We start from the raw sequence: 14,170 nt of genomic DNA, 5'->3' as shown, positions 1-14,170 counted from the left end.
TATCGTTAAAAATTATTCTTCTTCTCTTACAACAATGTGGCGGATAATATCACCGTTAATCTTCGCCAGACGGTCAAATTCCTGGACTGCAACCGGTTCAGCATTCACGTTGATGATATGGTAGTAACCATCACGGAAGTCCTGAATCTCGTATGCAAGACGGCGTTTTCCCCACTCTTTCGATTCGATGATTTCCGCACCCTGGTTGTTGAGGACATTGTCAAAACGCTCAACAAGCGCTTTTTTTGCCTCATCCTCAATATTTGGGCGGATAATGTACATAATTTCGTACTTTCTCATCTGTTTGTCACCTCCTTATGGACTATGCGGCCCTTTTATTCAAAAGGGCAAGGAGCAATGGTTCATGCATTCATTACTCACAAGTCGTAAGTATACCATATCCCGCAGGCAAAATCAATTGTCTTAAGACTCCATCCCGCTTTTTGCTATCGCTGACATCCCTATTTTATCAAACATACGTTCCTTTCGCAAGGGCTTTTTTATAAAACGGACTTAAGTTTTTACATCAAAAGCAATAACACCCTTTTCAAATTTATGCTTCTATTTTCCGGATGACATTCGCCATTTCGATCGCGCTCACTGCCGCATCCCAGCCTTTATTGCCTGCTTTCGTCCCGGCTCGCTCAATCGCCTGTTCAATCGTGTCGGTTGTCAGAATCCCGAAAATGACAGGTGTTTCTGTAGAAAGGCTTGCATGGGCGACTCCTTTTGCCGCTTCTGCACTTACATATTCAAAATGCGGGGTCGCGCCGCGGATCACCGCGCCAAGTGCCAATACGGCATCATATTTGTCCGTTTCTGCCATTTTTTTTGCCGCCAGCGGGATTTCAAACGCGCCCGGTACCCAGGCAAGATCAATTGCTTCTTCTTTAACGCCATGCCTTAATAATGCATCCTTTGCCCCGCTTACAAGCCTTGTTGTAATGAATTCATTAAAGCGGGCAGCAACCATGCCGATTTTTAAGCCGGTTCCAACCAGATTGCCTTCAAATATTTGTCCCATTTTGATCTCCTCCTATATATGCAGCAAATGCCCCATTTTTTCCGCTTTCGTACGCAAATATCCTTCATTTTCACGGACAGGCGCGATTTCAACCGGCACTCTTTCCGCAATTCGGATACCGTAACGCGTTAATGCCTCCACTTTATCAGGATTGTTTGTTAAAAGCCGGACTTGTGTTGCCCCGAGATCTTTTAAAATTTGCGCAGCGATGCAGTAGTCGCGCATATCTGCCGGAAATCCAAGCCGGCGGTTGGCCTCCACTGTATCCAATCCTTTTTCCTGCAGCCGGTAAGCTTTCAATTTATTCAGAAGCCCGATCCCCCGGCCTTCCTGACGCATATAAACGAGGACACCGCGCCCTTCTTTTTCAATCCGCGCAAGGCTCCGGGCAAGCTGCGGGCCGCAGTCGCAACGGAGGGAACCGAAACAATCACCGGTCAGGCATTCGGAATGGATCCTTGCCAGCACCGGCTCTTCACTGCTTACTTCCCCTTTTATAAGGGCAACATGTTCTCCCCCTGACAGCAAATCTTTGTAACCGGCAGCCCGGAACGTGCCGTAACGCGTCGGCAGCGTGATTTCCGCTTCTTTTTGAATCAGTTTCTCATGTTTTTTTCTGTACTCGATTAACGATTGGATCGTCACCAGTTTTATGCCGGAATTTTTGGCGATTTCCTCCAGCTGGGGAAGGCGGGCCATCGTGCCGTCTTCATTCATGATTTCGCATATTACGCCTGCCGGATTTGCGCCTGCCAGTTTTGCCAGGTCAACGGCTGCTTCCGTATGGCCAGACCGTTCCAGGACGCCGCCTGCTTTGGCCACTAACGGGAAAATATGCCCCGGCCGGTGAAAGTCTTCGGCTTTTACCGCGTCTTCTGCCAGGTGCCGGACCGTTTTGGCACGTTCAAATGCGCTGATGCCGGTCCGGGTGGCAGCATGGTCAATGCTCACGGTGAAGGCCGTTTCATGGCTGTCGGTATTTTGCCGTGCCATCGGGTAAAGATCGAGCTGCTGTGCTTTTTCCGCCGTAATCGGTGCACAGATGAGCCCGCGTCCTGCTTTGGCCATCAAATTGATCATTTCCGGTGTCGCTTTTTCCGCAAGGCCGATAAAATCACCTTCGTTTTCCCTATTTTCATCATCGACGGCAATCACGACTTTTCCGGCCTTTAAGTCTTCTACTGCTTCTTCAATGGTATGAAACAAGTTTTTCACCCCTTTGTTTACATAAAACCTTGGTCTTTTAAGAGCGCCATCATGCCGCTCTCTTTTTCCGCCCGTTCTCCGTTCCTGAACAGCCCTGCCATATACTTGGCCAAAATATCGCATTCAATATTCACGGCATCGCCAATCTTTTTTTCCGGCAATATCGTATGCTGCTGCGTATGCGGCACCAATGAAACGGTTAATTGCCCGTCCGCAGCCCCGAACACGGTCAGGGAGGTGCCGTCGAGTGCAACCGAGCCTTTTGGGATCAGAAAGGCGGACAGGGAGGAGGGAACAGAAATCGTGATATAAACGGCATTTTCCATCCTTTGTTTCAAACAGACCGTGCCCGTGCCATCAACATGCCCTGTGACAAAATGCCCGCCGAACCGCCCGCCTGCAGCCATTGCCCGTTCAAGGTTGACCTTGCTGCCGATGTTCAGCCCGGCCAATGCCGTGCTGAAAAATGTTTCAGGCATGACATCAGCCGTAAATGCATTTGGCGTATAGGATGTGACGGTTAAGCAAACACCGTTCACTGCAATGCTGTCGCCAAGCCGTACATCTTGAAGAACCGTCCTGGCCTGTACGGCAAGCTTAAGGGAGCGGGGGCCTCTTTCCACACGTTTCAATATGCCGATTTCTTCAATAATCCCTGTAAACATGCGCCGGCACCTCCTTTTGGACGGCAGCCGTGATTTTTAAATCAGGCCCGATCTGTTCCACTTTTTCAAACCGGAGCGGCAAAGCATCGGCCACCTTGCCAAACCCGTGTCCACCGAAAGGGGACGGCGCGTTTTTCCCGCCGATCACTTTCGGGGCAATGTAAAAAATATACTGCTGCACTGCGCCTTCTTTTAAAAATGAGCCGTTTACTGCCGCGCCGCCTTCGACGAGTAAAGTCATGATGCCTTTTTCCCCGAGCGCTGCTAACACGTCACGGATCAAGAGGCGGGCATGCGGCATGCGGACCACTTCGACATCAAGCTGCTTCAGACATTGTTCTTTTTCTTTTGGTGCATCGCTTCCGCAAAAAATAATGGTTGGCGCATCGCCGCTTAGCACTTTCGCTTCCGGCGGGATGCGCAAATGGGTGTCTAATACAATGCGAATAGGATTTTTCCTGGAATGGGGCAAACGTGTGGTGAGAAGGGGGTTATCATGGAGAACGGTTTGTATGCCGACAAGTATTGCATCATGCCTGCTTCTTAACCGGCGGGCATCACGCCTTGCTTCTTCACTTGTGATCCATTTGCTGTCACGGGTTTCAGATGCAATTTTTCCGTCTGCCGTCATGGCGGTTTTGACAGTGACAAACGGTGTTTTCGTTTGAATAAAGTGGAAAAAAGGGCGGTACAACTTTTCCGCTTGTTCCTTCAATATCCCGGTTTCCACTTTTACTCCGGCTTGCCTGAGCTTTTCTATTCCTTTGCCTGCGACAAGCGGATTGGGGTCCAATGCAGCGATATATACTGTTTTGATGCCTTTTTCAATTAAAAAATCTGCGCACGGCGGCGTCTTTCCGTAATGGGCACACGGCTCGAGCGTCACAAAAACTTCAGCACCCTCTGCAAGCGGCCCGGCCTGTTCCACCGCAAGCCTTTCCGCATGTTTTTCTCCCGCCTTTAAGTGGGCCGCCATCCCGGCGATCGTGCCGTTTTTCACGACGACACTTCCAACCGGGGGATTCGGGGAAGTCTGCCCGGCCACACTTTCGGCCAAATGGAGTGCAAGCTGCATATAATCTTCTTTTTGCAATCCTTTCATGCCTCCTGTATGCAATTTCCGCCAACATATACCCGTGAAAACAAAAAACCCGCACGAAGATGTGCGGGGCAAAACGGCATCATGAAATACACGTTCCAATGAAACGTTTGATCCTTCTCCCATCCAGACTGTCACTGTCGGCTTTGGAATTTCACCAAATCCACCGCATTCCGGAGAATACGGGTCACGGGCTTTGAGTTTCCTCATCACCGCCGGTCGGGAATTGCACCCTGCCCCGAAGGAAAATATTCGACTGATACCTATTTTAACGGATGATTTGAATTTTTTCAATACAATTTGAATATTCGTCCAAAAGTCCTGTTATACATTAAACCTGAAATGCATGACATCGCCGTCCTGGACAACGTAGTCTTTTCCTTCCAGGCGCACTTTTCCGGCTTCTCTTGCTGCTGCCACGCTGCCATATTTGATTAAATCTTCATACGACACCGTTTCAGCCCGGATAAACCCTTTTTCAAAATCGGAGTGAATAATGCCTGCGCATTGCGGGGCTTTCATGCCTTTTTTGAATGTCCACGCGCGGACTTCCGGTTCCCCAGCCGTAAAATAAGTCGCAAGGCCAAGCAGGCTGTAAGCAGCTTTAATCAGCTGGTCAAGTCCGGATTCCTGGATGCCGAGTTCGGTTAAAAACATCTTTTTCTCATCGTCATCCAGTTCGGCAATTTCTTCTTCAATGCGGGCACAGATGACAATCACTTCCGCGCCTTCCTGTTTGGCATATTCACGCACCTTCCCGACATACGGGTTTGCAGACGGATCCTGAATGTCATCTTCCCCGACATTGGCCACATACAAAACCGGCTTGCTTGTTAAAAGCTGGAACCCTTTGACGATTTTTTGCTGGTCTTCGGTCAGTTCCACCGCCCGTGCCGGTTTTTCCGCTTCAAAAGCCGCCTTTAATTTGGTCAGCACTTCATATTCGGCAACGGCTTCTTTATCCTTCTGTTTTGCGATTTTCTCTACACGCCCGATCCGCTTGTCCACCGTTTCAAGATCGGCCAGGATCAATTCAAGATTGATCGTTTCGATATCATCAATCGGATCGACTTTCCCGGAAACATGTGTAATGTTCTCGTCCTCAAAACAACGAACGACATGGCAGATTGCGTCCACCTGGCGGATATGGGAAAGAAACTTATTCCCGAGCCCTTCCCCTTTGCTTGCGCCTTTGACGATCCCGGCAATATCCGTAAATTCAAAAGTGGTCGGGACCGTTTTTTTCGGATGGTACAGTTCTGTTAATTTTTCCAGCCGTTCGTCCGGCACTTCCACCATGCCGACATTCGGGTCAATTGTACAAAACGGATAGTTCGCAGATTCGGCCCCGGCTTTTGTAATCGCATTAAATAAAGTCGATTTTCCGACATTCGGCAAACCGACAATTCCGGCTGTTAACGCCATTTTATGTCCACTCCTTCAAACATTCTCGTATCTTTCAAGTTTTTCCCGGCTGTATCAAAAACCCCCGGGGTGCCACCGGATGCGCCCGGTTAACATGTTTCGTTTGCCGGCCTTATTTTAACCGCACCCCGGCTCCCAAAAAAAGACACCCATAAAAGGGCTATGCTTCTTCGTGCTTAACGAGGATTTTTTTCAGTTTGCGGGCAAATTCCCTGCGTGGCAGCAGCACGCTATGTCCACATCCTTCACATTTAATGCGGATATCCGCCCCCATCCGGATAATTTTCCAGCGGTTTGTGCCGCACGGATGCTGCTTTTTCATTTCCACAATATCATACAACCCGAAATTTTTATCTTCCATGTTCATCCCCCTTTAGAAATTGGCCGGCCAATGCCTCTTCTTTCTCAGTACGGGAATAAGTCACCATTTTCGGATAAGGTGCATGGATGCGATTTTCGTCCAATGCTTTTTTAATTTCTTTTTTCAGCACTCTCGCAATATACCAGTGTGCCATCGGGAGGGTTTCCGCTACCACCCTGAGTGTAACATCCGTGGTGCCGAGCTGCTGGACGCCCAACAGTTCAGGCTCTGTCACGACCTCTTCGTGCTGTCCGGCAAATGACACCAGTATTTCCTGAATGGCCGCTTCCGCTTTATCGATATCCTCTTCGTACGGAATACGGACATCCACAACGGCAACGCTGTTATGAATGGACAAATTGGTGACTTCGGAAATATTGCCGTTCGGAATGATGTATAATTCGCCGGTCCAGTTTTTGATTTTTGTTGTCCTGAGCCCGATTTCTTCCACAACGCCTTCGTATTTCCCGACCTGCACCGTATCACCGACCGAAAACTGGTCTTCAAAGATAATAAAGAATCCGGAAATAACGTCTTTTACAAGGCTTTGCGCCCCGAACCCGACAGCCAGCCCGACAATTCCGGCACCGGCCAGAAGCCCCTGGACATTGATGCCGAGAATGGACAAAATCGTGACAATGGCAACAAACCAGACGAGATAGGTCAGTGTGTTCACCATCAGCCGCAACAACGTGGCCTCGCGCCGCTCTGAAAACCGGAGAGGGGCTTTGGCACGGACTGCAAAAATTTTGCCAATCGCCTTTTTGCCGAATTTAATGACAAGCGATGCGACAAGCATCACCACAATGATCTTCAGCACTGTCTCCCCGATTTCGATCCATGTATCTTCATTTAACCACTTGGATGTGAGGTGTTTGAGATATGTCTCAAAATGGCCCATATTCCACCAACCTTCATTTCTTTTAACGTTATTGTAACAAAAAAACCGCGCTTGCTCGACAACCGGCTCCGCTTTTCAAAAATTACCTTTTTGATTGGCGGCTGAATCAAGTGTAAAACTGCCGGTTGCGGGTATCAAAAAAGAGATATGTTAAATGTATAGATTTTTTTGATTTTCCGTATACTGGTACTATTACAAAGAGGGAGTGGCTGATATGAATCTGAGAAAAGGACAATTGGAATTCAGCGGCAATCGTATCAAGGTATTTCATGATGATGTTCTGGCAAAAGAAATTATATCCAATCATATTTTATCAGCACTTCCGAAAAGTACAAACAGGGAATTGGTGGTGGTCTGCATCGGCACCGACCGTTCCACCGGGGACTCGCTCGGGCCTTTAACGGGCACTTTTCTGGAAGAAACAGGCCTGGCCTGCTTCAATGTATACGGAACGCTCGATAAGCCGGTTCATGCTTTAAACCTGGAAGAAAATATGGAAAGGATTTATCAAAAGCACCACGACCCCTTCGTCATTGCCGTCGATGCCTGCCTTGGAAAAATGAAGAGCGTCGGCATGATCCAAATCGGCGACGGTCCGGTGAAACCGGGGGCGGGTGTAAAGAAAGATTTGCCTCCTGTCGGCGACATCCACATTACAGGAATTGTGAACATCAGCGGTTTTATGGAGTTTACCGTCCTTCAGAATACCCGTTTAAATCTTGTTCTGAAAATGGCAAAACTGATCGCTGCAGGCATCAGCCGCGCCAATCTGCATCTTCAATATCAAAACGCCATAATTTCCATGAACAGCGGACAGGCGAAGGAGAAAATGATTTAAGTGATCCGGAAACAGCAGCATTTTTGAAACCGTTTATCCGAAATCCCCGGTGAACGCAAACTTCTAAACAAAAATAGCCAAAGAACGGAATCAGATGAATGAATAAGCCGGCAACCTGTATGGCCCGGGATCCGGCAAAAAGGATCCGCAACTTCAGTAAGTTTCTGCCGGTTCACATTCATACTTCAACCGATAAACAGGTGTTACTTCATTCCTGTAAAATTCAGCCGAAAACCGTATGATAAGCATGTAACAGGCCGACCAGTACGGCAACCACCACGATGCCCGGCAATAAATTCGCCACCCTGATTTTGGCAAGCCCCGCAATATTTAAACCGATAGCAAAAATCATAATTCCGCCGGTTGCCGTCATTTCGGTAATAAACGAATGCAGCACCGGTGCTGGGACAAGCCGGTTAATTTGCGTGGCAAATAACGCAATGGCACCTTCATAAAGGATCACCGGAACAACCGAAAAAACCACCCCAAAACCGAGGGTTGAAGACAAGATCAGTGCTGTGAAACCGTCCAGAACAGATTTCGTGTACAGCACCGTATGGTCGCCCCTGATTCCGCTATCCAATGCTCCGAGAATGGCCATCGCGCCAATCACAAAAACGAGCGTTGCCGTGACAAAGGCTTCGGCCGTACTGCCCTGGCTGCTGTTTCCAAACTTTTTTTCCAGCCAGGCACCAAGCCCGTTCAAATGAGCTTCAAGCTGCAGCATTTCGCCGATGACTGCGCCAATCACAAGGCTTAATATTACAATAATATACTGTTCACTTTTCAGTCCCATTCCGAGCCCCAGCACCATCACCGCAAGCCCGATCGCCTGCATTACGGTGCCTTTCATTTGCTCCGGAATATGGTTTAACAGCCTTCCGATAAACGAACCGGCTACAATGCTCAGCCCGTTTACAATTGTCCCCAGCAATACCATCTTTTTCACCCGTTTTTGTCTTTATCTTTGTAATTCTTACGTTTCCTGTTGAAAACCGGCATCCAGCAATTGCAATATCCGTTCTAAATCTTCATTGGACATAAATTCAATTTCAATTTTCCCTTTTTTCTTTGTCCGCTTAATATGAACGGTTGTCCCAAACTTTTCGCGCAGAACCGTTTCGTGTTCCTGGATAAAAATATCTTTTTCCTGTTTGTCTTTCTTCGTTTCACGTGAAACATTCCGGTTCAGCTGCTGGACAAGCTTTTCCAGCTGGCGGACACTTAATCCTTCGGCAATAGCCTTTTCAGCGATTTCTTCCATTTTTTCTTTCTTTTCCAGGCCAAGCAGCGTACGGCCGTGCCCCATCGAAAGTTTGCCTTTAGACATGGCTTCCTGGATGCTGACCGGCAAAGACAAAATACGGAGGTGATTGGCAATATAGGGCCGGCTTTTTCCGAGCCGTTTTGCCAGCTCCTCCTGTGTAACATTTAATTTTTCAAGCAAAAACTGGTACGCATTGGCTTCTTCAATCGGCGTTAAATCTTCCCGCTGCAGGTTCTCGAGCACAGCAAATTCCATCATCTGCCGGTCGTTTAAATCGCGGACGACAACCGGCACCGTCGTAAGTTTTGCTTCTTTTGCGGCTCTGTATCTCCGTTCCCCGACAATGATTTCGTATCCTTTAATGCTCTTGCGCACAATAAGCGGCTGCAAGATGCCATGCTGGAGAATGGATTCTTTTAATTCATTAAGCGCTTCGGGTTCAAAATTCTTCCGCGGCTGATAAGGATTCGGGCGCAATTCTTTAATATTGACTTCCTGCACGGCATCTTCTTTGTCAACGTCCATATTGGCAAACAACGCGTTAATGCCTTTTCCAAGCCCTTTAGCCATTTGCCGCCACTTCCTTTGCTAAGTCTAAATACACTTCCGCACCGCGCGATTTCGGGTCGTAAAGAATAATCGGCTGTCCGTGGCTCGGTGCTTCGCTTAACCGGATATTGCGGGGGATAATGGTACGGTACACTTTGTCCCTGAAATATTTTTTCACTTCTTCAATGACTTGGAGTCCTAAGTTGGTACGGGCATCTAGCATCGTCAGCAGCACGCCGTCAATCATCAGATTGTGATTCAAATGCTTTTGGACAAGCCTGACCGTGCTGAGCAGCTGGCTTAACCCTTCCAAAGCGTAATATTCGCACTGGACGGGGATAATGACGGCATCCGACGCGGTTAGCGCATTTAACGTCAATAGGCCGAGAGAAGGAGGGCAGTCAATGATAATATAATCATAATCGTCTTTAATGGCGCTGATCGCCCGCTTTAACCTGACTTCCCTTGAAATGGTCGGAACCAGTTCAATCTCCGCTCCCGCCAGTTGAATCGTTGCCGGCACGGAATAAAGCCCGTCCACGGCCGTTGCCCTGATCACATCTTTTATATTCGCATCTTCCACTAACACATCATAAATACACTGCTGAACTTCGCCTTTATCAATTCCGGCTCCGCTTGTTGCATTTCCCTGGGGGTCGGTATCGACAAGCAAAACCTTCTTCCCGATGTATGCTAAGCAGGCACCCAAGTTGACAGAAGTGGTTGTTTTTCCTACGCCTCCTTTTTGATTGGCGATAGAAATCACTTTTCCCACGGTTGCCACCTACCTTTTTTGTCACGCTAGTCACGGCCCGTCTGCATTTGCAGAAACGGCAAACACGTAACTTTATTGTATCAAAGTTTGCAAGATTCGTTTACTGTAAACCGAAAAAAGGTTGTTTCAAGTTTTTTCGGCAGTTGGAAATCAGGAGGCGCGGCTTCCATGCCAAAGCTTGCGCCCATGCTAAAAAAGAACGCAGGACCACCGCCGAAACCAGGAAAAAGGGCTTTGTAAAGCTAAGGCAGGCAGCACAAACCTGGCGGGCGTAAGCCGGTTTTATTTTATCGGAATAGGATAGGAAATGACCTGCACCTGAAAAAAAGAAACCTGTCATCCAAGTTTCTTTTATTAGGATTTCGCCTTTTTCGGGATCCGGATCGTAATTTGATAGTAGTCCTCGAAATCTTCTTCTTTTGAATCGAGATTGATCCCGGAATCGGTCACCATCGAAACAGACTGGCGGATCGTATTGACAGCAATGCGCATATCTTTGCTGAACGCCTGTCTGCGCGGCTTTGCTTTTTTTTCCGGCTTATTCATCATACGGGTAACATACTCTTCCGTTTGTTTCACATTTAAATTTTTTGCGAGTATTTCATTGAGGACGCGAACCTGTTTTTCTGCCTCTTTTAAAGGAATCAATGCCCGTGCATGGCGTTCCGTGATCTGTTTTTGCAAAAGGGCTTCCTGCACTTCCGGGGGCAATTTCAAAAGGCGCAGTTTATTTGCAACCGTTGATTGCCCTTTGCCAAGGCGCTGTGCCAGTGCTTCCTGGGTCAAATGGTGAAGCTCCAAAAGTTTTCCGTAAGCCATCGCTTCTTCAATCGGCGTCAGTTCTTCGCGTTGCAGGTTCTCAATTAAAGCAATCGAGGCTGTTTCTGTATCGCTCATATTTTTTATGATGGCAGGCACAGTTTCCCAGCCCAGTTTCCGGACAGCCCGGAATCTTCTTTCCCCCGCAATGATTTCATACTGGCCTGCTTCGTATTCGCGGACAACGATTGGCTGGATGATGCCATGGGTGTGGATCGTTCTTGCAAGTTCATCTATTTTCTCTTCATTAAAAATGGTCCGTGGCTGAAACCGGTTCGGAATAATACAGGAGACGGAGATATTTTTAATCTCTTCATTTTCATTCTCTGCTTCCAGTTCTTCTTCTCCGATTTCTTCCTCCACTCCGAAAAAACGAGAGAAAGGATGCTTCATTCACTGTACACCACCTTATAAATTCTCCCTAACTACTTATTCTCTATTATAAGACAAGTTCCTGCCAAACTCCCGGCGATTTTTCGAACAATCTCTCTCATTTTAGCGCATCATCCCGATTTCCGGCACGGTAAAACGCCCGCCTTATTCAAGCGGGAGTTTTGCCGGGGTTCCCGGCTTGCGGGGGTATTTTTTCGGCGTTTTCTTTACCTTTTTGACGACAATGAGGTTTCTTTCACTTTCTTCAACCGGCAAGGTAAAGTGGTATACGTTCTCCGTTTTTCCGCCGAGGAGACGGATCGCTTTTTCCGCTTTTTCGAGCTCTTCTTTGGCATGCTGGGCTTTCATCGCGATAAATCTACCACCGGGTTTCACAAGCGGCAGGCACAGTTCGGAGAGGACGGACATTCTGGCAACCGCCCTTGCCATGACCACATCATATTGTTCGCGGTGTTCCGGTTTTTTGGCAAAAGTTTCAGCCCTGTCGTGAAAAAGAGAAACTTCTTTTAAGCCGAGCGCTTCTGTTAAATGGCCGAGAAACGTAATCCGTTTTTGCAATGAATCGACAATCGAAAGCCTTAGTTCCGGAAAACAGATTTTTAACGGGATGCCCGGAAAGCCTGCGCCGGCGCCGACATCGCAAACGTGCAGCGGGCCGTTAAAATCGGTAAAAAAGGCGGCTGTCAGCGAATCATAAAAATGTTTGAGATACACTTCCCCTTTTTCCGTAATCGCCGTTAAATTCATTTTGTTGTTCCAGTCAACAAGCCATTTATAATACGTTTCAAACTGCTGTTTTTGTTCCTCGCTTAAGGGAATGCCTTTTTCAGCCAATAATGGAATGAATTGTCCGCTGTCCATTTTTCCATCCTTTCGGTTGATATGTAAAAAAAGGGAGAAGCCGGAAAAACCCGGGCTTCATGCCTTATCCAGGGATTTTTGCAATTTTCCCCTGTTCAATGTAGACAAGTAAAATTGAAATATCAGCCGGATTTACGCCGGAAATGCGTGATGCCTGGGCAATCGAGATCGGGCGCACTTTGTTTAATTTTTGGCGCGCTTCCGTTGCCAGCCCGTGGATCGCATCATAATCAATATCAGACGGGATTTTTTTGTCTTCCAGCTTTTTCATCCGCTCAACTTGCTGCAATGATTTTGCGATATAGCCTTCATATTTGATCTGGATTTCCACCTGTTCTTCCACTTCAGGCGAAAGTTCCATTTCAGGCGGCACAAGCGCTTTGATATGTTCATACCGCATTTCCGGCCGTTTCAGGAGATCAGCGGCGTGGATGCCGTCTTTCAGTTCGCTTCCTCCTGCTTCCCGGATCAGTGTCTGTGTTTTTTCATCCGGTTTCAGAATGACGGATTTCAAACGCTTGATTTCCGCTTCAATCGCCTGTTTTTTCGCCGTAAATTTCCGGTAACGTTCTTCGGAAATCAAGCCAATTTGATAGCCGATTTCAGTCAGCCTTAGATCCGCATTGTCATGGCGCAACAGCAGGCGATATTCAGCACGGGAGGTTAAAAGGCGGTACGGTTCGCGTGTTCCTTTTGTGACCAGGTCATCAATTAAAACACCGATATAAGCATCGGAACGGCCAAGGACAAGTTCTTCTTTCCCCATTGCTCTTTGCGCTGCGTTGATGCCTGCAATAATCCCCTGCCCGGCTGCTTCTTCGTAACCGGACGTCCCGTTGATTTGGCCGGCTGTATAAAGGTTCTTCACTTTTTTCGTTTCGAGTGTCGGCCACAACTGCGTCGGCGTGATCGCATCATATTCAATTGCATAACCGGGGCGCATCATTTTTGCATGCTCCAGCCCTTCAATGGAGGCCAAAATTTCTCTTTGCACTTCTTCCGGCATGCTTGTTGAAAGCCCTTGTACATACACTTCTTCCGTGTGGCGGCCTTCCGGTTCCAGGAAGAGTTGGTGGCGGGGCTTGTCATGGAAGCGGACGACTTTGTCTTCAATCGATGGGCAATAACGCGGCCCCGTGCCTTTAATCATGCCGGAAAACATCGGCGCGCGGCCGAGATTGGCGTCAATAATGGCATGGGTACGCTCATTGGTGTAAGTCAGCCAGCAAGGAAGCTGGTCCGTAATCATCTTCGTCGTTTCATAACTGAAAGCCCGCGGTTCCAGATCGCCCGGCTGGATTTCCGTTTTGCTGTAATCGATCGTTTTGCCGTTTACGCGCGGTGGCGTCCCGGTTTTAAAGCGGACGAGGTCAAAGCCGAGTTCTTCCAGTTTTTCAGCGAGGGCAATGGAAGGCTGCTGGTTATTCGGGCCGCTCGAATATTTCAGTTCCCCGATAATAATTTCGCCGCGCAGGAACGTGCCGGTCGTCAGCACAACCGTTTTGGCTGTATATTTTGCGCCGGTTTTTGTAACAACGCCTTTGCAGACACCGTCTTCAAGGACCAGTTCTTCGACCATCCCTTGCAAAAGCGTCAAATTTTCCTGGTTTTCGATGGTTTTTTTCATTTCACGCTGGTATTCGACTTTATCCGCCTGAGCCCTGAGCGCCTGAACGGCCGGCCCTTTTCCGGTATTGAGCATCCGCATTTGAATATAGGTTTTATCGATATTCCTGCCCATTTCACCACCGAGTGCATCGATTTCGCGGACGACGATCCCTTTTGCCGGACCGCCGATCGACGGGTTGCACGGCATGTAGGCAATCATATCAAGGTTAATCGTGATCATTAACGTTTTGGCACCGATTCTTGCGGCGGCCAGGCCTGCTTCACAACCGGCATGCCCGGCGCCGACTACAATGACATCATAGTCTCCTGCATCGTATTGCCGCATGCTTATCACTCCTTTATTTTATAAAATCAACGG

Annotated in this window: 15 protein-coding genes and 1 riboswitch; of the genes, 1 reads left to right on the top strand and 14 read right to left on the bottom strand. The window is 48.1% G+C overall.

What is annotated here, in order from left to right:
* Window positions 1-12: 12 nt before the first annotated feature.
* The 8 genes from rpsF to BCOA_RS23855 all read right to left on the bottom strand — a co-directional run bounded on the left by rpsF (window position 13) and on the right by BCOA_RS23855 (window position 6,681).
* Window positions 13-300: a 30S ribosomal protein S6 gene (gene rpsF / locus BCOA_RS23890; protein WP_014096621.1), complete on the bottom strand. Its 288-nt coding sequence runs from the start codon at window positions 298-300 to the stop codon at window positions 13-15.
* Between the two features lie 253 nt (window positions 301-553).
* Window positions 554-1,024, bottom strand: a complete 471-nt coding sequence (ribH, locus tag BCOA_RS23885; RefSeq protein WP_014096620.1) for a 6,7-dimethyl-8-ribityllumazine synthase — start codon at window positions 1,022-1,024, stop codon at window positions 554-556.
* Window positions 1,025-1,036: 12 nt separating this feature from the next.
* Window positions 1,037-2,230 carry a bifunctional 3,4-dihydroxy-2-butanone-4-phosphate synthase/GTP cyclohydrolase II gene (locus tag BCOA_RS23880; RefSeq protein WP_014096619.1) on the bottom strand — a complete coding sequence of 398 codons (1,194 nt, stop codon included), beginning with the start codon at window positions 2,228-2,230 and terminating at the stop codon, window positions 1,037-1,039.
* A gap of 17 nt (window positions 2,231-2,247) precedes the next feature.
* A complete protein-coding gene (locus BCOA_RS23875; protein ID WP_014096618.1) occupies window positions 2,248-2,895 on the bottom strand; it encodes a riboflavin synthase in 648 nt (215 codons plus the stop codon).
* Entirely contained in the window at window positions 2,876-3,988 is a 1,113-nt protein-coding gene (ribD, locus tag BCOA_RS23870; protein ID WP_014096617.1) for a bifunctional diaminohydroxyphosphoribosylaminopyrimidine deaminase/5-amino-6-(5-phosphoribosylamino)uracil reductase RibD, read from the bottom strand. Before ribD ends, BCOA_RS23875 begins: the two co-directional genes overlap by 20 nt.
* Before the next feature lie 116 nt (window positions 3,989-4,104).
* Window positions 4,105-4,244: riboswitch (FMN riboswitch) on the bottom strand.
* A gap of 74 nt (window positions 4,245-4,318) precedes the next feature.
* Entirely contained in the window at window positions 4,319-5,419 is a 1,101-nt protein-coding gene (gene ychF, locus BCOA_RS23865) for a redox-regulated ATPase YchF (protein WP_014096616.1), read from the bottom strand.
* Window positions 5,420-5,579: 160 nt separating this feature from the next.
* A complete protein-coding gene (locus BCOA_RS23860; RefSeq protein WP_013860891.1) occupies window positions 5,580-5,780 on the bottom strand; it encodes a DUF951 domain-containing protein in 201 nt (66 codons plus the stop codon).
* Window positions 5,770-6,681 carry a mechanosensitive ion channel family protein gene (locus BCOA_RS23855; protein ID WP_014096615.1) on the bottom strand — a complete coding sequence of 304 codons (912 nt, stop codon included), beginning with the start codon at window positions 6,679-6,681 and terminating at the stop codon, window positions 5,770-5,772. Before BCOA_RS23855 ends, BCOA_RS23860 begins: the two co-directional genes overlap by 11 nt.
* A gap of 214 nt (window positions 6,682-6,895) precedes the next feature.
* Between BCOA_RS23855 and yyaC the strand changes: the two genes are divergently transcribed.
* On the top strand, window positions 6,896-7,519 hold the full coding sequence (yyaC, locus tag BCOA_RS23850; RefSeq protein WP_014096614.1) for a spore protease YyaC: 624 nt from the start codon (window positions 6,896-6,898) through the stop codon (window positions 7,517-7,519).
* Between the two features lie 223 nt (window positions 7,520-7,742).
* Here yyaC and BCOA_RS23840 read toward each other — a convergent pair whose 3' ends face one another.
* The 6 genes from BCOA_RS23840 to mnmG form a co-directional block, all read right to left on the bottom strand.
* Window positions 7,743-8,459, bottom strand: a complete 717-nt coding sequence (locus tag BCOA_RS23840) for a DUF554 domain-containing protein (RefSeq protein WP_014096613.1) — start codon at window positions 8,457-8,459, stop codon at window positions 7,743-7,745.
* 36 nt (window positions 8,460-8,495) lie between these two features.
* Window positions 8,496-9,356 carry a ParB/RepB/Spo0J family partition protein gene (locus tag BCOA_RS23835; RefSeq protein WP_014096612.1) on the bottom strand — a complete coding sequence of 287 codons (861 nt, stop codon included), beginning with the start codon at window positions 9,354-9,356 and terminating at the stop codon, window positions 8,496-8,498.
* A complete protein-coding gene (locus tag BCOA_RS23830) occupies window positions 9,349-10,110 on the bottom strand; it encodes a ParA family protein (RefSeq protein WP_014096611.1) in 762 nt (253 codons plus the stop codon). Before BCOA_RS23830 ends, BCOA_RS23835 begins: the two co-directional genes overlap by 8 nt.
* Window positions 10,111-10,464: 354 nt before the next feature.
* Window positions 10,465-11,322, bottom strand: a complete 858-nt coding sequence (noc, locus tag BCOA_RS23820; RefSeq protein WP_014096610.1) for a nucleoid occlusion protein — start codon at window positions 11,320-11,322, stop codon at window positions 10,465-10,467.
* 144 nt (window positions 11,323-11,466) lie between these two features.
* The gene (gene rsmG / locus BCOA_RS23815; RefSeq protein ID WP_014096609.1) at window positions 11,467-12,183 is read right to left on the bottom strand and encodes a 16S rRNA (guanine(527)-N(7))-methyltransferase RsmG; all 717 of its coding nucleotides are present in this window, start codon (window positions 12,181-12,183) and stop codon (window positions 11,467-11,469) included.
* Window positions 12,184-12,247: 64 nt separating this feature from the next.
* Window positions 12,248-14,137, bottom strand: coding sequence for a tRNA uridine-5-carboxymethylaminomethyl(34) synthesis enzyme MnmG (mnmG, locus tag BCOA_RS23810; RefSeq protein WP_014096608.1), 1,890 nt, complete (start codon window positions 14,135-14,137; stop codon window positions 12,248-12,250).
* Window positions 14,138-14,170 lie beyond the last annotated feature (33 nt).

The sequence above is a fragment of the Heyndrickxia coagulans 36D1 genome (assembly GCF_000169195.2).
Classification (GTDB): Bacteria; Bacillota; Bacilli; order Bacillales; family Bacillaceae_C; genus Weizmannia; species Weizmannia faecalis.
Note: the sequence above shows the minus strand (reverse complement) of the source record. Positions and strands in the feature narration are given on the sequence as shown.